Source organism: Desulfopila aestuarii DSM 18488, assembly GCF_900143695.1.
GTDB classification, from domain to species: domain Bacteria; phylum Desulfobacterota; class Desulfobulbia; order Desulfobulbales; family Desulfocapsaceae; genus Desulfopila; species Desulfopila aestuarii.
The window spans coordinates 37992-56567 of record NZ_FRFE01000019.1; the positions used below are offsets into that span (position 1 = coordinate 37992).

The window sequence follows — 18576 nt, forward strand, 5'->3', positions numbered from 1 at the left end:
AAACTTCACACTCAATACCACCTGACAGAAGAATTTGCAATGCCCAGCCTTTTTCCCCACGAAATCACCCGCTATGCCATCGAATCCAACAGATGAACAATACGACGACTGGGTCGTGTATATGCTCAGGTGCGCCGATGGATCACTCTACACCGGTGTCACCACGAACCTGACCCGCCGATTACGGGAGCATAATGGTACTGCCGCCGGTGCCCGCTATACCAGAGCACGCCGCCCGGTGCAGCTGGTTCATGTAGAAAAAGCCGCAAACCGTAGCGCTGCCTGTAGGCGGGAATACCAGCTCAAGCAGCTCAGCCGAACCGAAAAGGAGACATTGATTTCCACCGACAGCGCCTCGCTGACATTCAACACGAAAGAAGTTTAACTGCTTGAATAATCTCAAATCGTATTATACACTTAAGCCAGCCGTGTTATTCGTTAAGACTGTCGTCCATAAAGCTTTGAGGGGAAGCTTTATGAAAAGTACAGGAATGAAAAAGATGTAAGCTCGTTTTGAGTTGATGTTGACTATTTTTTTTCACGCACCGTAGCGTGAAAAAAATGATCGTGACGCCAATACATGCGACTTTTTTTGGCCTCATTTGTCTGTTTCCTTGAGAACGTTCTCGTTAATTTTCCGTATCATCCTTCTCCTGGTTGTTTTGAGGTGAGTAGCTATGTTTCAGATTCTGGTTGTCGATGATGAGCGCAGTATGCGCGACTTTCTCAAAATCCTGCTCACCAAGGAAGGACATCAGGTTGCGACAGCCCCCAATGGTACGGACGCGCTGGAACATCTTCGCAACAACAGTTGCGACCTGGTCATCACCGACATTCGCATGCCAGGCATGAGTGGCCTGGATCTGCTGGAAGCCATCAAGGAAGATTTTTCCGATCTTCCTGTGATCATGATTACCGCCTTCGCTTCACCAAACGATGCGGTGCATGCTATGAAATTCGGGGCCTTCGACTATATCAGTAAACCGTTCAACGTTGACGAGATTAAATCAGTCATCAACTCTGCCATCAAAAAGGGTAGTAATGATGCCAATGCCGGAAAGGTGACCGACACCTTTCCCGGCATCATCGGCCAGAGCCGGGAGATGGTCAAGATCTTTGATATGATCAGACGGGTTGCCCCCACTCCCGCCAATGTCCTCATCTACGGCGAATCCGGTACCGGCAAGGAGCTGGTTGCTCAAGCCATCCATGCCCACAGCAAGGTCGCAGGCAACCCTTTTGTCCCGATCACTTGCAGCGCCATTCCAGAAGAACTGATGGAAAGCGAACTGTTCGGCCATGTCAAAGGTTCATTCACCGGTGCCATCCATGACAAACTCGGCCTTTTCCAGGTAGCGGACAACGGTACGGCCTTCCTCGACGAAATCGGCGAGCTGACCCCCATTATTCAAACCAAGCTTCTCAGGGTTCTGCAGGAACGTGAGATCAAACCAGTGGGCGGCAATAAGATTCTCAGCATCAATGTGCGAATCATTGCCGCAACCAACCGTGTGCTTGAAGATGAAATTACCGCCGGCAGATTCAGAGAAGACCTTTTTTACCGGTTGGCCGTGGTCCCGATCAGGGTTCCGTCCTTAAGAGAACGGAAAAGTGATGTCCCACTTCTGGTCAACCATTTCCTGGAGAAGTATTCACGTCTTCTGGGCAAGGAGGTACGGGAAATATCCTCTTATGCCATGCAAGTGTTGATGAACTATAATTTCCCAGGCAACGTGCGTGAGTTGGAAAATATTATCGAACGAGGTGTGGCTCTCGAAAGCTCCAACATCATCCTTCCGGAAAACCTTACCCTACCGGGCTCCACATTAACAGGGAGGCAACATGAACAGACATCACGTGACGGCCATGGGCAACAGGGCGATTTTCTTGCTGTCATAAAGGAAGATGAACTCTACGAATTGGGCATGGAAGAGGTAATTACCAACCTCGAGAAAGAGCTTATCTGCCATGCACTCGAAAAGACCAACAACTCCAAGATGCGCGCCGCCGACCTGCTGCGGATGAGCTTTCGCTCATTCAGGTATAAAGTCAAAAAATACGACATCCAGTAACAGGTCATGAATATATCCTTCCTTCTCCACCGAGCCGGCCAGACAGAAACCGTCAACCAGATTCTGCGACATCAGCTCCTGTGGCTGCTGCTGCTGCGCGTCGTCCTCTATACCCTTCTCTCCATCGTCAGTTATTTTTTCGGTGGGGCAAGTTTTGAAGTTATTCTTATGCCGAGGGAGCTGATGATCGGCTTTCTCTTTACAGTCTATCTGGCCTCGATCTCTTCCGCCATCTATCTGTTGATGAGTTCGGTATCGCCAAGGACGTTCGGTTTTATCCAAACCTTGCTTGATACCCTGTTTGCGACTCTGCTCATTTATTGCACGGGGATTTCGCAATCTATCTTCACCTCAGTCTATTTCTTTCCCATCATCGCCGGTGGTCTGCTGCTACCTAGAAAAGGCGGACTCGTGGCAGCTGCGGCAGCCACGCTTCTCTATGGCGGAATACTCTTTTGTGAGCTGTATGGTATTGTCCCCGATTACCTGGTCAGACTCGGCTATGTCGGCAACAAAGGATTCATGACCTCCCTGAATCATTTTTCTGTGCAGGGACTCACCTTTTTCCTGGCCGCCATCCTGAGTGCCCTCTTCAGTCTGCGGGTTAAGTCAACCGAGCTGGCGCTTTCAAAATCACTGAAAAATTATGACCGCCTAGCGGTCCTGTACAAGCAAATTTTCGACAACATCGCCACAGGAATTGTGACCATTGACCGCTTTGGCAATATCACCTCGGCCAATAATGCGGCAATGGAAATAACCGGTTATCCGGCAGATCTCATCATTGGCAGAGAATTTTCCCGCTTTTTTTCTCAGTTGAAACTTTCAGCGCCACGAATGCGGCAATCTACTGATTTTGAGCGCGTTGACGGCAAGACGATCCGACTCGGCTACTCCCATGTGGATTTGCGCCATGAAGACGATGGGCGCTCTGGGGATTTCGATCACCAGAAGATCGTCACCCTGCGCGACATCAGCGAAATAGAACAGTTGGAGCGCCAGATGCGCCAGGCGGAAAAATTGGCGGCAATCGGGATGATGAGCGCTGGTATCGCTCATGATTTTCGCAATCCGCTTACAGCTATTTCCGGCTCTGCCCAGGTGCTTGTCAATGAGTTTTCCCAGGAGGGCAGCGAAAATCTCATCAACTACGAGCTTGCTGATATCATCCTGCGGGAATCGAACAGAATGATAGATACCATCTCCGACTTCTTGAAATTTTCCCGTCCGGAACTCCCCAATCGGGAGTGGTTTTCCCTACGGGGATGCCTCAGCGAGGTTATTCAAGTCTCCAAGGCCGCCCCATCCTGGCCGCTGTCTGCCAACATCTCGGTCAAGTTCTCAGAATCCATTGACATATGGGCCGACCGAAAAATGATGTTCACCGTTCTCAGCCACTTGATCCAAAACGCTCTGGCATTCTGTCCGCCGGGGCGTGAACTGATTGAAATTGATGCTGATGAAATAAAACTTAGCGACTCAGGGGACACCATCCGCATCACAGTCGTCGACAACGGGCCGGGGGTGACGGAAGAAAATAGAGATAAAATTTTCGAGCCATTTTTCACATCCCGGGCCGACGGCACGGGCCTAGGCCTCGCAATCGTGCGACAGATCATCACAGAACATGATGGAGAGATCACAGTTGACAGCGGCCTGCTGGGCGGCGCGCGATTCAATGTGTATCTGCCGTTGCCATCGTAGCCGGTCCCCGCTCGGAAGTGGTTGTAATCATCCGCTACTCTTTCGCTGATGCAGGCTCTCCTGACCGTTGACTTCCATCTCCTTGGCCATCGATTGCATCCAGCAACCCTTCTTCAAAGCGGATTTCATCACTCAAAATATGGATCCTACCGGTACCGGTAGGATCCACTCCAATAATTTCACCGGCTAGCCACACTTTTTTCCCCCTTTCCGTCAGCAGGATCTCCGGAAAACGGGTTGTGTCGATATCGGTCACAATGGTTGCCCCAAAGCCATCCTCACTGACATCAAACAATACGGTTGCCCGCCCGCCCTCTTCTTTTTGCACCTGGAAAAAATAGCAGGGCCACATGACACTAAAACCGGCATACTTCTGGTTTTGCTGAGGTAGTTGAGCCTGCCCCAAGTCCCGGATCAGGGTCAGCATCTCTTCAGCCGTAGGTCGAAGGAAGTAGGATGTGGTGGCGGCCTTACTTGACCTCTTCTGCCCTCCCTCCCCGACCTGTTTAGGCGGGGCGAATGTGACTTTTTCCGGTATACGGGTGGCCTCCTCTTCAGCTCGCTGACGCATGCCGTGGTCTTTTTGCATTCTGGTGCCGATCACAATCAATAGCAACACGACAATGACCGTCAAAACGACAATAATCATATCTCGTTTTTGTCGAATTTTATCTTTGATATCAGATAAATTCATTATTCCTCCCACCCAGAGCGATGTATATGAAAACCTCTTCCACTGCGATTTCCTTTTTTGCCCGCTTCTCACATCTCATTATTGCAGATCACAGTAAAACATCCAATATTTCCATATCATTTTCAAACAATCCGGTAGTCGTAAATGATAATCTTGAAAAAGTCGATCTTACTACACAGAGGATAAAGTATCGGAGAAAAAAACAGGGAGAAGAGAGCTGAAACCCGGCTCACGAGTTTCCAGGTAGTGCGGAAAACATGACGCGCCAGTCAAAACGACGCGTCAAAGTAGATAAGAAGGAAGCGAAAAATGAAGCAAAATCTGGAAAGTACTATTCCTGCTCCTTCCACACAGAGCCACCGAGACCTGCCAGCTTTTCCACCAGTTTTTCATAGCCACGCTCCAGATGGTAAATACGGGAAATCTCTGTGCGTCCAGAAGCGGCAAGACCGGCAATAACAAGCGAAGAGCTAGCTCGCAGATCAGTGGCCATAACCCGTGCGCCACTCAACCCTTCCATGGTCCGCCCTTTCACCATGGCGGTGTGACCATCGATCTTGATATCGGCGCCAAGTCGCTGCAACTCGGCCACATGCATGAAACGGTTTTCAAAAATGGTTTCGTGTACAACCGACACACCGGAGCCAAGCGACATAAGAGCCATGAACTGGGCCTGGAGATCGGTGGGGTAACCGGGATAAGGCATGGTGGTGATATCAACACTTTTCAAAACCCCATTAGCCGGCTGACGAACGGTGATAGTGGTTTCAGTTTCCTCAATCACCAACCCGGTGGCACGTAATTTTTCAAGCAAGGCCGGAAGATGTACAGGATTGCAGTGGGTCACCGTCCCTTCACCACCGGTTGCGGCGATAGCGATCAAATACGTTCCGGTCTCAATCCGATCCGGGATAATGGCACAGTTGGCAGGAGAAAGGGTCTCTACACCATAAATAGTGAGCCGGTCCGTGTCTTTTCCTTCAATCCGTGCACCCATGCCATTCAGCATATCGATGAGATTGCCCACCTCGGGTTCACGGGCCGCATTTTTCAATACAGTCTTCCCTTCAGCCTGTACCGCCGCCATGAGAAGATTTTCGGTAGCCGTAACAGACGGGATATCAAAATAGATGACATTCCCTTTCATTCGACCGTCGATAGAAGCATCGACGTAGCCGCCTTCGAGAAGACATTTCACCCCGAGAAGTTCCAGGCCGTTGATGTGAAAGTTGATGGGGCGGGCACCGATGGCACAGCCACCTGGCAACGATACTTTTGCTCTACCAAGCCGGGCCAGAAGCGGACCCAGCACCAGCACGGAAGCGCGCATGGTCTTGACCAGATCGTAAGAAGCCTCTGAATAAATTATATCCGTGGCGTCAATGGTCAGCACATCTTCCTGACGGGAATGTTTCACACCTAAATTTTCCAGAAGTCGCAACATGGTCCTGGTATCCCGCAAATCTGGGACATTGCGGAGTACATGGGTTCCCGGTGCAAGCAAGGTAGCGGCGATAAGCGGTAACGCCGCATTTTTTGCACCGCTGATTCGTACCTGCCCCTGCAGCTTTCTTCCGCCTTCGACTATGAGCTTTTCCATTCGCTTCCTTTTCGCCTGTTATCGTATTCTGGCATGCAGTACCCTATCGCGGCCTGCATAATCCTTGAGAATCCGTATATCGTAAAAATCACTCAAGCCCACTTGATGGGCAGCAAACATCTCCGCCACCGCCTCCCCCTGATCATAGCCGATCTCCATAAAAAGTTGACCGTTTGGCGAAAGTATCCGGGGCAAATCATCGCGGATGCGTTGAATAAGATCAAGCCCACGCTCACCTCCGTCCAGCGCAAGCCATGGTTCATGTTCCCGCACCTCTGGCTCAAGTTCGTTTTCAACGACAGCAGTAGCTATGTAGGGAGGATTGGAAACCACCAGAGAAAAACTACGATCGTTTCGTAACGCCGATAGAAGATCAGACCGTACCGGCATGACCAATTGGTTCACACCATGCCGCAGACAGTTCTGACCAGTTACAGCAAGTGCTGCTGCAGAAAGATCAATTGCCACCACCTGCCGTTTGAGTTCAAGTGCCAATATAATGGCAATAACCCCACTCCCGCAACAAAGATCAAGTACCGCCCCTTGGCCAAACCCCTTACCGGATTTCGACTCTTCAAAAACGGTTTCAAGCAAAAACTCTGTTTCGGGACGCGGGATGAGAACTGAAGGATTGACAAAAAAGGATTGAGACCAGAATTCCTGTTCGCCAAGAATGTAAGCCAGCGGTTCGCGCTGTTTCCGGCGTTGCAGCAAGCCGACAAACAACTGCTCTGCCCTGGTCGATACCTCTTCCCTCGCTGCCAGCAAGAGCTGAGTCCGGCTTTTCCCAAGACAGAAGCCAAGCAGAAGATGGACATCACTTGTGCACTCCGGAATACCTGCCCCTTTCAGTTCGGTTATCCCGTAGTGTACAAGTTCGGCTGTCTGCATCCTATAAAGAAGAGGGGTCGGTAACCCTCAAATCATTGTACTTTACTAAGTTTTTTGGCCTGATCTTCGGCAATGAGCGGAAAGATAACCTCTTCGAGTTTACCGTTCATGATCGTCTCAAGCTTGTACAGCGTCAGGTTGATACGATGATCGGTCAACCTGCCTTGCGGGAAATTATAGGTCCGAATCCGCTCGCTTCTGTCACCTGAACCGACCTGGCTTTTACGATCTTTGGAAATCTTATCCTGCTGCTCTTGCTGCATCTGATCAAACAGTCTGGCCCGTAGAACGGTGAGAGCTTTTGCTTTATTCTTATGCTGGGACTTCTCGTCCTGACAGGTTACCACTAATCCTGTGGGCAGATGGGTGACCCGCACAGCGGAATCTGTGGTGTTGACGCTCTGGCCGCCGGGACCGGATGAACGATATACATCAAACTTCAACTCGTTCATGTCGATCTGGAGTTCCACTTCCTCGGCCTCTGGCAGAATGGCTACTGTGACGGCAGAAGTGTGGATACGCCCCTGGGTCTCTGTTTCCGGTACGCGCTGAACTCGATGCACACCGCTTTCATACTTCAGCTTAGAGTAGACCTGATCGCCGCTGATAAGGGCGATAATCTCTTTAAACCCGCCAATTCCGAGCGGATTAGAGCTTATGGTCTCTACTCGCCAGCCCATTGTCTCAGCAAATCGGCAATACATGCGGAACAGGTCGGCCACGAATAATGCCGCCTCATCGCCACCGGTTCCGGCCCGAATCTCAAGAAAAGTGTTTTTATCGTCGTTGGGATCCTTCGGTAACAGCAACACCTTGATGTCGTTGTCGATCTGACGCTCTTTCTCCGCCAGGTCAACTAACTCTGCTCGGGCGAGTTCCCGCATCTCCGGATCTTCATCCTCATCGCGGGCGATCAGTTTGTTGTCGGCAATATCGCTTTTTACCTGCCTGTACTTTTCGTACAGGGCATGCAACTTGCTCAAATGTGAATGTTCACGGACAACAGCCTGATATTCTTTCTGGTTGCTCACCAGGGCCGGATCGGAAAGACGGCCTTCGAGCTCGGATAGTTTATCCTGCAGTTCTTCAAACTTCCCTAACATGATAACCTCACAGATACCCGAATTCGATACGAAAGCCCGCATGCTTAGAGCTGCGGGGATGGAATCTTGGAATCAGGGCGGGACTGCCGAAAGCATCCCATCCAAAACTCAAGAGATCAATGAAAAAAGTCCACAGTCATGTGAAAACACAACTGTGGACCTGATACAACTGCTGTTGCTGCCACGAAGAGCAATAAACCTCTTCACGACAGAAAAAAAAAGCCGATGAAGCGTGCTTATTTTTTATCAGCGAAGTGCTTAGCGTAACGCTGCTTGTACTTCTCGATACGACCAGCGGTATCGATAAGCTTCTGTTTGCCGGTAAAGAAAGGATGGCAGTCAGAGCAAATTTCAACTTTGATCTCATCGAGCACAGAGCCCATTTCAAATGTTGCGCCACAGGCACAGCTAGCTGTCAAATTATTATATTCCGGATGTATACCGTTCTTCATGATTTTGTATTCCTCCAACACATCAACTGTGGTGTTCAAAAAGCAGTAACTGCCTCGTTTCAAAGACACAAGGTGTGCATTATACCGAGGCGTAGCAATATTTCAACAAAAATAACCCGAATTTCTCAGGCCAATTCTTTCGGTGGCGACAAGGTCCCCTCGAACGCTTAACCATTCATCGAGTCGAGAAAATCCTTATTACTCTTCTGATGCTTCAGCTTATCCACCAGGAAATCCATGCAATCCGCAGGATTCATGGAATTCAGCAGTTTCCTGAGAATCCATATGCGATTCAGCACGTCAGGCTTCAGCAAGAGGTCTTCCTTCCTGGTTCCGGAACGCTTGATGTCAATGGCCGGGAAGATACGTTTATCGGCCATCTTCCGATCAAGAACCAGCTCCATGTTGCCGGTGCCTTTAAATTCCTCAAAAATAACCTCGTCCATCCGGCTGCCGGTTTCAATAAGAGCCGTGGCCATAATAGTCAAACTACCGCCTTCTTCGATATTTCGGGCAGAACCGAAGAACCGTTTCGGCCTATGCAGGGCATTTGCCTCAACACCACCGGAAAGAATCTTGCCACTGGCAGGCGTGACGGTGTTATACGCTCGCGCCAACCGGGTAATACTGTCGAGCAGAATCACGACATCTTTTTTATGTTCAACCAGTCGTTTGGCCTTTTCGATGACCATTTCAGCCACCTGGATATGGCGCTGCGGCGGCTCATCAAAAGTTGAACTGACCACCTCGGCTGTCTTTACCGATCGGGTCATCTCCGTGACTTCTTCCGGTCGTTCATCAATCAGCAGAACAATAAGGTAGACCTCTTTATGGTTCCTAACAATGGAGTTCGCGATCTTCTGCATCAGCACCGTTTTACCGGTACGGGGCGGAGCGACGATAAGCCCTCGCTGCCCCTTGCCAATCGGGCAGAACATGTCGATAACACGGGTTGAATAGTTGTCAGGTTGCCACTCCAGAATGAATTTTTCATTGGGATGAAGGGGCGTGAGGTTGGCAAAAAGCGTTTTCTGCTTGGACGCCTCTGGCGGATCGAAGTTGACACTCTCCACCTTCAGGAGGGCAAAATATCTTTCGCCTTCCTTGGGGGCACGTACCAGACCATCAACAACGTCGCCTGTACGCAGATTGAGCCGGCGGATCTGCGAAGGTGAAACATAGATATCGTCAGGGCCCGGTAAATAGTTATAATCGGGAGCCCGCAAAAATCCAAAACCATCGGGCAGGATCTCAAGGACACCACTGCCACGCATTTTGCCATCCTTGTCGGCCTGGGCCTGCAGGAGGGCAAAAATCAGCTCCTGCTTACGCATCGAACTGAAGCCTTCTACGTTGAATTCACGGGCAAGCTTTACCAGATCACCGATTTTCATCAGTTTCAATTCCGCAAGATTCATTAAAACCTCTCTCCTTTGGGAACTCTTGTTGGTTTCGTAAAAAAGGACGTAAACCAGCGTTCTATATATTTCATGTTAATTTCGCGTGATTATCCTGATTTTCTAAGGACTTTCTTACGAGTCCACAGACAGTTAGCAGGATTATTTTGACGTATTGTTACAGCATGCTGATGCTCCCCTTTACGGAGAACACATGATTCGCTGACCAGCCTAAGCAGCCAATAACGACTCGATTTCAAAAACGAATCGCCAGCACATTGATTTTTGCTAAAGGTCTATATTGTGTTGTGTTTCAGATTGGCAATAGAGTGGAATAATGGAAATGATTCACATGGAATCGCAACATTTCAGCCGATCACTGAATTTGGGAATACACCTACCTGAAAGGGTGTGCTATGAGACGCTGGATTGTGTTGCCGGAACAACGAAAGACTCATTAGAAGGCAGGGATTCTTCTCTCGCCACTCCATCTCTTATACGTGCTCATTCCGTGCGTGTCAAGCTTTTTACGACCGATTTCTCGAGCGTTTATCTATTCCAAACCATTTGATTCGAGCTGACGGACCAGATGCGAGATTTGCAGTACCGTAGCTGCCCAGATACCACCATTATTCACCACCAAATCGGCCCTTTTAGCCTTCTCTTCAGAAGAGAGCTGCAGGGAGAGGATCGACTCTACCTGCTGGTGGGGAACCCCGTCCCTCTGGCTGGTTCTGGCACCGCATACCGATGTCGGTGCATAAACAGCCACCACACAGTCGAAATCTTCTTGCCAACCCACTTCAAAAAGAAGGGGTACTTCAACAAGCAGATACTTCCCTTTCGCCGCAACATCTTCTGCCGCCTTCGCCACCAGCTGTCGAACCCGCGGATGAAGGATCTCTTCTAAATCCTGCCGCACTGTCGGATCGGCAAAAACAGCCTCTCGCAGCATGGTTCGATCCAGTTGCCCATCATCGGCAAAAAAGCGATCCGCGTACTGCTTTTTCAGCTCAAACCATCCGGATTGCTCTGGCATCAACAATTGGCGGCAAACCATGTCGGTATCGATACAGTCACAGCTCAGTGCTGAAGCAAGCATCGCTGCCACCCTGCTCTTTCCTGAGCCCACAGCGCCGGTTATGGCGATAATCATGCTAAAGTCCCTCACCTGTGGCCAACTGATCCAAAATCTCCTGCATGTCTTGCCAGATCGGAGCTCGAAAGTGGAGATTTACACCTGTTATGGGATGATTAAAGGCGATACGGGATGCATGGAGCATTTGACGAGGAAAGGGTTTGTTGTCTCTGTTTGGACCATAGATAGTATCACCGGCCACCGGATGCCCAAGGTGAGCCATATGGACACGTATCTGGTGAGTTCTGCCGGTCTCAATCTTGACTCGTATCTTACTGAAGCGGTTTTCATACTCGTCCAGAACTCGCCAGTTGCTCACCGCATATTTGCCTGTGGTTTCCTGGACAGCCATTTTCTGTCTGTTGTTCTGATGACGACCGATAGGCGCAACAATCCGCCCTTCTGGTTGGTCGAGGATCCCAAAAACCAGCGCGATATACTCTTTCTCCACCTCCCGCGCCTTGAAAGCTTCAACCAGCGCCCTATGGACCTGATCATTCTTGGCAACTACCATTATCCCGGAAGTATCTTTATCAAGGCGGTGAACGATGCCCGGCCTCGCCGCATCACCGACTTCGGCAATGGTCTCGCAGTGATGCAGCAACCCGTTGACCAGGGTACCATGATGATTGCCGCTACCAGGATGGACTACCAGTCCAGGGGGTTTGGAGAGAACAAGAAGAGATGGGTCCTCAAAGAGAATGGGAAATTCAAGTTGTTCCGGGCTCACCTCTAGCGGCGGAGTATCAATCAGGCTACCACTCACCAATTCGCCGTTTTTCAGTTTGTAACCAGCCTTCTTCGCTTCACCATCTACCAATATATGGCCGGAACGAATAGACGCACCGATCCGCGATCGTGAACTATCGGGAATGCACTGCACCAGAAGATGATCCAGCCGCACTCCGGCCTGAGTAGCATCGATACGTATAACAACCTGTTCCGCATTCTGCTCTGTAGCGAGCGGTTCATCACTTACTGTCACTTCCATAGCAGATATGCGGTGTTTCTCTGTGGTGTGCCTGTGTCGGCATCATACCCGGGATCGGGAGGAAGCCCTGCCACGTCACTGCAGCAGCAGGTCGAGCACGGCAATAAAAGACAATAGAGAGTTTTACGGTCTGTTTTGCTGTTTCCTGCAGAAAGTCAGCGTTTACGCAAAAATCGTCTCAATGCGCTTGGAAACCATAGCCTCTTCAATTTTCTGCGCCAGCGAAAGCTCCTTTACCAGGAGGTTCTTGGCTGTGTCGAGCATCTTCCTCTCGCCATACGACAAATCCTTATCGACACTCAAGAGGAAAAGATCTCGCAGAACTTCAGCGACTTCGTGAACGGAACCGGTTTTGATTTTCTCCATGTAATCACGGTAACGTCGATTCCAGGTCTGGCTTCCAATCTCGATATCCCTCTCCTCCAGAATGTCGATGACCTCATCCACTTGCTGGCTGCTGACAATTGCTCTCAACCCTACATTCTGACTGCTGGCTGTCGGAATCATGATTGTCATTCCGTTCTCCAGGATCTCCAGTACATAAAATGTATGGTCGACACCTGCAACAGACTGTTTTTCAATAGCTTTGATAACGCCTACGCCATGGGCCGGATATACCGCCATATCACCTTCAGCAAACACTGCTTTCACCTCTGTCGGAAAATATCATAATACTAGAAAGACAGGGAAACACTTCCCCGCATGCGAAAGAATTTTCACATGACATTCAGATGAGAACCTGGGCTTCAAATGACAACTTTCTGTCAATCCAGGCATACATTGAATCACGGTCCACAAAACCTGCGAACCGTCTTTACATCTTCAAACGTTATTTAACACTATACCATATCTAGCACAAACATGCCCTGATTTTCCGTGGAAAGTCGTCAAGGGCATAAAAGCACAGAACTCTTGAACAATATTTTCAGCTTATTTGATGCTGTTGATAAGGCTCATGGCCCGGGCCGGACCATCACTGACGAAATATTTAAGGCCATCCTCAATACTGGAAATCCGTTCATTCATAAGCTCAACCTCGTCCCGTGACATAGCCGAGAGGACATATTGGTCCACGGGAAAGTCGGGATGAACACCATTTTTTCCAGGCCTGCCGATGCCAATCTTCAGGCGATGAAAACCATTGTCCCCCAAGTGCTGGGTAATAGATCGAATACCGTTATGGCCACCAGCCCCGCCCCCGGTCACAAGTTTAAGTCGACCGGGATGCATGTCGAGATCATCATGTATAACGACGATATTTTCGACGGGAATCCGGTAAAAATTGACGAACTGAGCAACTGCGCGGCCGCTGAGGTTCATGTAGGTCATCGGTTTGATCAGCGTCAGTCGCGAGCTCCACCGGCTGAGACGACAGAATTGCGCCTCCCATTTCTGCGAAGTAATCGTTTCTCCCCAAAGTCTTGCCAGTTCATCCACAACAAGGAAGCCGACATTATGCCTGGTGTCACTATATTTTGGTCCAGGGTTACCTAAACCGATGAAGAGAAATTCATTATCAGTCATGAGAATATCGCCTGCATAAATGCAAAAATCCGGAGAAGGTAACACCATCTCCGGATTTGCTTCAACATAACCATCCACTCATCCTGCCCCCCTAAGGGGTCAGATAATGGCGGAACAGCATGAACGGTATATTACTTCACAACTCCAACACAAGGAGCATCCGCCTTGGAAACCATTTTCACGTTCTCTGGCAGAGCGATAGCAGAAAAGCTCAGGTGCTGACCAATGGCAATTCCGGCCACATTCAGCACAACATCGTTGGGAATATCGAGGGGCTTGCCTTCCAGCATAACGGAATCCGCATAGGTTTCCAGACGGCCACCAAGGTCAACACCCTTAGCGGTACCTTCGTATTTCAAAGGCACGTTGAAAACTGCGGGTTTCTCCAGATCGATCTCACAAAAATCAGCATGAATCAGAGTGTCCATTACCGGATCGGTCTGCACCTCTTTCAGTACAACGCTTCTATCCGCTGCACCGTCGATCTTCATGGTAACGACAGCATTACGTCTATAAATCTCAAGCAGTTTGGTCTTCATCGACTTGCTGTCTAACTGAAGAGCCAGGGCCTCTCCACCTGCACCATAAACAACTGCAGGGGTTATCCCCTCGCTACGAAGACGACGCATGGGACCCTTACCGGTAACCGTCCGTACGGCAGCGGTCATTTCTACCTGAAGCATAATTCCTCCTTGGTCCGCCTGCCATCTCCAGTTTGTATGGATACTCTCAGCGGCCGAGTGTGTATGTTAAAACTCTCTTCTCTGTATCTATTCCCCGCCCGTTACACAAAGAGTGAACTGACGGAATCTTCATTATGAATCCTCTTTATGGCATCTGCCAGCAACGAGGAAACATTCAGGACCTTAATTTTGCCGCAAGCCTCGGCCTCGGGACGTAACGGTATAGTGTTGGTTACGACCAGAGATTTAATTTCCGAGTTAATAATCCGCTCAACAGCCGGACCGGAAAGAACAGGATGGCTACAGCAAGCGTGAACTTCTTTGGCACCATTCTTGATGAGTGTGGCCGCACCGTTGCACAAGGTACCGGCGGTATCCACCATGTCATCCATCAAAATAGCTGTTTTGCCTCGCACATCACCAATGACATGCATTGCTTCACATTCATTCGGCCGGTCTCGACGTTTATCGATAATCGCAAGCCCTGAATTCATGCGCTTGGCAAATGCTCGTGTTCGTTCCACACCACCAGCATCCGGGGAGACCATGATAACATCCTCGAAATTTTTCTTGATGTACTCAAGAATAACCGGAGCAGCGTAGAGATGATCCACAGGAATATTAAAAAAGCCCTGGATCTGGCCAGCATGAAGGTCCATGCAGAGCACACGGCGCACACCGACCACCATGAGCATCTCTGCCACTACCTTCGCGGATATGGGCACGCGTGGAGCGTTTTTCCTGTCTTGCCGGGCATAACCGTAATAGGGGATAACTGCGGTAATTCTTCTGGCGGAAGCACGTCGCAGGGCGTCAACCATCAGCACAAGTTCCATCAGATGGTCGTTGACCGGGCTGGATGTGGGCTGAACCACAAAAACATCGGCCCCACGAACATTCTCACTTATTTCGACGAAGATCTCTCCGTCGCTGAACTTTCGGAGTTCCGAGCCGGTGATGGGCATTCCGAGATGACTGCAGATTTCCCGCGCCAGAGTCGGATGGGCATTACCAGAGACAACCTTCAGCACTTTTGGCATTTTTCCATCTCTTTTGTATGGCAGAGCAGGATCACATCACACGAACTGGCTGGGGCGCTAGGAGTCGAACCTAGGAATGCCGGGATCAAAACCCGGTGCCTTAACCACTTGGCTACGCCCCAGTGTACGATCGTGTAACAAAAACTCGCTCTTTATATTCCAGGCACAACCGATCGGCAGCACCCTGTACAGCTACCATATCTGACCTGTCATCTGGAAAAACACCGAACACTGTCGGTCCACTCCCGGACATCATAGCCTTGTACGCACCGAGATCAAGCAATTTTTTCTTCATCTGCTCGATTTCTGAAAACGTACCGCTGGTAACCTGTTCCAGATCATTGCACATGTCGTTAAGCGACAGCGCTTTGACATCGTGAATTCGGGAAGGAGACATTCTAGATTCTTCAGAATCACTTGTCAACGCAAAAGTTTCAAAAACCCACTTGGTAGAAACAGAAAAACCGGGATTCACCAAAATAATGGAGCAATTGGTAAGCGGCTCCACAGGAACCATCACTTCACCAATGCCGGTAGCGAGCACTGCACTGTGTTCCACGGCGAAAAACGGCACATCGGCTCCTAACGGAGTTGCCATTTTCACCAACGCCTGATCAGTGAACTCGTGGTCAAACAATCTATTCAGCCCCCGCAGCACCGTTCCTGCATCACTACTGCCACCACCAAGGCCTGCACCGGAAGGAACCTTTTTCTGCAGATGAATCTCGACACCTTTACCTGTACTTTTTTGGCTAGCCTTCAAAAAGGCCTGCGCGGCCCGCCAGGCGAGATTTCCTGCCCCACCGGGAATATCAGGATCGTCGCAATGCAGGACAATCTCTGGTTGCGGCAGGATTCTGAGGCTGATTTCATCGGCAAGATCCAGTTTCTGCATCCAGGTTTCCAGCTCGTGGTAGCCATCCCCCCTTCTGCCAAGCACCCTGAGCAGGAGATTTACCTTACACGGTGCCAGCAGCTTTACCACCTGCTCTGGAGGGTTGACACCTTTATCGGCACTCTTCCGCACGCTAGCGACCATCGATATTTACGAAAAAGCAGTTCACTTTCGTGCTTTCACAAACCGCAGCTTGACGTCATAAATGATATTTTTCAACATTTCCTCTTCGTCCCGCGACAGGTTACCCTTGGTTTTCTGCTGCAGCATCACCAGGGTATCGATCGCATGCCGAGCAAGGTCATGATCGACATTGGTCTGTCCGGTCCGTGGATCCCTGATCTCACCCAGATGATAGAGGGCCGAAGTATTCAGCGACATGACAAAAGTCGAAAAAGTCACCTCGGGCATCACACATCTCCCCTCTTTATCAGGCACCTTGCCCTCGCCGCAAATACAATCTTCGGCAGCGTCGGTTTTTGCTGTTGTATCTTCTACCATATCTATTCCTTTTTGCTGTTTTCTCTTCCCTCTTCAGCCCTGTGAGCTGGTCGGAAAAAAGTACACGAACCCAAGGCCATCATTTCGGCCCTGGAGTATCTATTATAAACTTACTGATCCCACGTTGTTTAGTATCCGTTCAAATCGAGCCCCTGTGCTGCATCGATATTCTTCAGAGCCTGGACTTTTGCCAGAAGATCCCGGGAAATCAGCTGATCGGTGCTTAAAAGAATGATATTCTGATTGCTCGCCTCTTCCCGACCAACCGTCATCCTCGAGATATTCACCCCGGCCTTACCGAGTGTCGTTCCCAAATCGCCTATAACGCCAGGCACATCTTTATTAAAGACCAGGAGCATCGGTCCGCTCGGCAATGCCTCAAGCCGAAACATGTTCAGGCGCACCAGCCTTGGTTCGTTTCTACCGAACACCGTGCCAACCAGTACATTTTCCCCCTCACTCGCCTTCACTTTGATGGAGAGGGTGTTGGTGAAATCACCGGCCTGGTCCGATCGCGATTCGATTACCCGAATGCCACGGTCTTTGGCAATAATTGGCGCATTCACGTAATTGACCGCATCCTGCAAAATCGGGGTAAACAAACCTTTTAAGAACGCCACAGTAATTGGACTGGTGTTCATATCCGCCAACTCCCCGCTGTACTCGATATTGACCTCCTCGATACCACCGCGGGAAATCTGCATGTGCATCGAACCGAGCATTTCGCCAAGGGTGATATATGGTCCTACCTGGGCCAAGACATCACTACTCACCGAGGGAACATTCACCGCATTGGTCACCGAACCATTCAGAAGAAAATCACTGATCTGACGGCCAATAATCAGTGCCACATTATCCTGGGCCTCGCTTGTGGATGCGCCCAGATGCGGAGTGCAGACAAAATTATCGAGCTGCAGTAACGGACAATTCTCAGGGGTAGTGGGCTCCACAGCAAAGACATCCAGCGCTGCTCCGCCAATAACCTTTTCTTTTAAAGCCACATAGAGTGCCTCTTCATCACAGACACCGCCCCTTGCACAATCAATAAACATGGCATCCGGTTTCATGTTCGAAAAGAACTCGGTGGATACCAGGTTGGCCGTCTCCTTGGTTTTCGGGACATGTACAGTTATATAGTCTGAGCGCTTTGCCAACTCTTCCAAGCCCACCAGTTCGACCCCGATCTTCTCAGCCATCTCTTTAGGCATGTGCGGATCGTAGGCGATCGTCTTCATCTTCAAGCCCTGGGCCCGGCTGGCGGCAATGGAACCTATGCGTCCTATACCAATAATGCCAAGGGTCTTACCTGTCACCTCCCGGCCCATGAATTTTTTCTTCTCCCATTTGCCGGCCTTCATAGAGGCAGTGGCCTGAGGGATATTGCGGGACAGAGCAAGCATCATGGAAATTGCATGTTCAGCGGTAGTGACAGCGTTACCGTCCGGGGCATTCATAACTACAACCCCCTTCTCACTGGCAGCATGGATATCGACATTGTCGAGCCCAATACCTGCCCGGCCAACGACCTTCAATTTCCCAGCAGCCTCCAGCAGATCGGCCGTAACCTTCGTGGCACTACGGATCACCAGACCATCATAAGAGCCTATAATCTTTTTCAACTCATCCGGGGCAAGACCGGTGTTCACGTCAACTTTTAATCCTGCATCTTCAAGAACCTTCACACCAACCGGGGATAAATTATCGCTGACCAGTACTTTCATTTCCGCTCCTTTCTCGCTATGGATCTCAAACCGCCATATATCTGGCGCCGGTCCATGATTCTCATCGTGAAAAGCAGCACGGCCCATCTCCAACTGCCGTCACCGCCGGAAGAACTGACTTGCTGGGTTGTCGGTTTTGTAACGCGGCGAAAGGCTCGCGATTCCGCTTG

Annotated in this window: 18 protein-coding genes and 1 tRNA gene; 3 read left to right on the forward strand and 16 right to left on the reverse strand. The window is 50.0% G+C overall.

From position 1 onward, the window contains the following. Nucleotides 1–73 precede the first annotated feature (73 nt). The 3 genes from BUF15_RS17165 (at nt 74) to BUF15_RS17175 (ending at nt 3776) form a co-directional block, all read left to right on the forward strand. On the forward strand, nt 74–385 hold the full coding sequence (locus tag BUF15_RS17165; protein WP_073614942.1) for a GIY-YIG nuclease family protein: 312 nt from the start codon (nt 74–76) through the stop codon (nt 383–385). A gap of 292 nt (nt 386–677) precedes the next feature. Beyond that, nucleotides 678–2072 carry a sigma-54-dependent transcriptional regulator gene (locus tag BUF15_RS17170; RefSeq protein ID WP_073614943.1) on the forward strand — a complete coding sequence of 465 codons (1395 nt, stop codon included), beginning with the start codon at nt 678–680 and terminating at the stop codon, nt 2070–2072. 6 nt (nt 2073–2078) lie between these two features. Beyond that, the gene (locus tag BUF15_RS17175; protein WP_073614944.1) at nt 2079–3776 is read left to right on the forward strand and encodes a two-component system sensor histidine kinase NtrB; all 1698 of its coding nucleotides are present in this window, start codon (nt 2079–2081) and stop codon (nt 3774–3776) included. A gap of 34 nt (nt 3777–3810) precedes the next feature. Here the strand turns inward: BUF15_RS17175 and BUF15_RS17180 are convergent, their stop codons facing one another. The 16 genes from BUF15_RS17180 to serA form a co-directional block, all read right to left on the reverse strand. After that, a complete protein-coding gene (locus BUF15_RS17180; RefSeq protein ID WP_073614945.1) occupies nt 3811–4470 on the reverse strand; it encodes a hypothetical protein in 660 nt (219 codons plus the stop codon). A 331-nt stretch (nt 4471–4801) separates the two neighbouring features. Continuing rightward, nucleotides 4802–6070, reverse strand: a complete 1269-nt coding sequence (murA, locus tag BUF15_RS17190) for a UDP-N-acetylglucosamine 1-carboxyvinyltransferase (RefSeq protein WP_073614947.1) — start codon at nt 6068–6070, stop codon at nt 4802–4804. Between the two features lie 18 nt (nt 6071–6088). Continuing rightward, the gene (prmC, locus tag BUF15_RS17195) at nt 6089–6961 is read right to left on the reverse strand and encodes a peptide chain release factor N(5)-glutamine methyltransferase (RefSeq protein WP_073614948.1); all 873 of its coding nucleotides are present in this window, start codon (nt 6959–6961) and stop codon (nt 6089–6091) included. A gap of 32 nt (nt 6962–6993) precedes the next feature. Next, nucleotides 6994–8064, reverse strand: coding sequence for a peptide chain release factor 1 (gene prfA, locus BUF15_RS17200; RefSeq protein WP_073614999.1), 1071 nt, complete (start codon nt 8062–8064; stop codon nt 6994–6996). Between the two features lie 236 nt (nt 8065–8300). Next, entirely contained in the window at nt 8301–8516 is a 216-nt protein-coding gene (rpmE, locus tag BUF15_RS17205) for a 50S ribosomal protein L31 (RefSeq protein ID WP_073614949.1), read from the reverse strand. Nucleotides 8517–8683: 167 nt separating this feature from the next. Then, nucleotides 8684–9934, reverse strand: coding sequence for a transcription termination factor Rho (gene rho, locus BUF15_RS17210; RefSeq protein ID WP_084554126.1), 1251 nt, complete (start codon nt 9932–9934; stop codon nt 8684–8686). A gap of 532 nt (nt 9935–10466) precedes the next feature. Continuing rightward, the gene (gene coaE / locus BUF15_RS17215) at nt 10467–11069 is read right to left on the reverse strand and encodes a dephospho-CoA kinase (RefSeq protein ID WP_073614951.1); all 603 of its coding nucleotides are present in this window, start codon (nt 11067–11069) and stop codon (nt 10467–10469) included. Nucleotide 11070: 1 nt separating this feature from the next. Continuing rightward, nucleotides 11071–12042 carry an RluA family pseudouridine synthase gene (locus tag BUF15_RS17220; protein ID WP_084554128.1) on the reverse strand — a complete coding sequence of 324 codons (972 nt, stop codon included), beginning with the start codon at nt 12040–12042 and terminating at the stop codon, nt 11071–11073. 162 nt (nt 12043–12204) lie between these two features. Then, nucleotides 12205–12684, reverse strand: a complete 480-nt coding sequence (locus BUF15_RS17225; RefSeq protein ID WP_073614952.1) for a CarD family transcriptional regulator — start codon at nt 12682–12684, stop codon at nt 12205–12207. Nucleotides 12685–12972: 288 nt separating this feature from the next. Next, complete coding sequence (gene pth, locus BUF15_RS17230; protein ID WP_073615001.1) at nt 12973–13566, reverse strand: aminoacyl-tRNA hydrolase; 594 nt, start codon at nt 13564–13566, stop codon at nt 12973–12975. Between the two features lie 131 nt (nt 13567–13697). Next, nucleotides 13698–14249: a 50S ribosomal protein L25 gene (locus BUF15_RS17235; protein WP_073614953.1), complete on the reverse strand. Its 552-nt coding sequence runs from the start codon at nt 14247–14249 to the stop codon at nt 13698–13700. A 101-nt stretch (nt 14250–14350) separates the two neighbouring features. Further along, on the reverse strand, nt 14351–15289 hold the full coding sequence (locus tag BUF15_RS17240; RefSeq protein ID WP_073614954.1) for a ribose-phosphate pyrophosphokinase: 939 nt from the start codon (nt 15287–15289) through the stop codon (nt 14351–14353). Nucleotides 15290–15335: 46 nt separating this feature from the next. Next, nucleotides 15336–15411 (reverse strand) — tRNA-Gln (locus BUF15_RS17245). Continuing rightward, a complete protein-coding gene (ispE, locus tag BUF15_RS17250) occupies nt 15402–16316 on the reverse strand; it encodes a 4-(cytidine 5'-diphospho)-2-C-methyl-D-erythritol kinase (RefSeq protein WP_159441322.1) in 915 nt (304 codons plus the stop codon). The genes BUF15_RS17245 and ispE overlap by 10 nt, the downstream gene beginning before the upstream one ends. 33 nt (nt 16317–16349) lie before the next feature. Continuing rightward, nucleotides 16350–16685, reverse strand: a complete 336-nt coding sequence (locus BUF15_RS17255) for a DUF1844 domain-containing protein (protein WP_073614956.1) — start codon at nt 16683–16685, stop codon at nt 16350–16352. A gap of 128 nt (nt 16686–16813) precedes the next feature. Next, nucleotides 16814–18406 carry a phosphoglycerate dehydrogenase gene (gene serA / locus BUF15_RS17260; RefSeq protein WP_073615002.1) on the reverse strand — a complete coding sequence of 531 codons (1593 nt, stop codon included), beginning with the start codon at nt 18404–18406 and terminating at the stop codon, nt 16814–16816. Nucleotides 18407–18576: the final 170 nt, after the last annotated feature.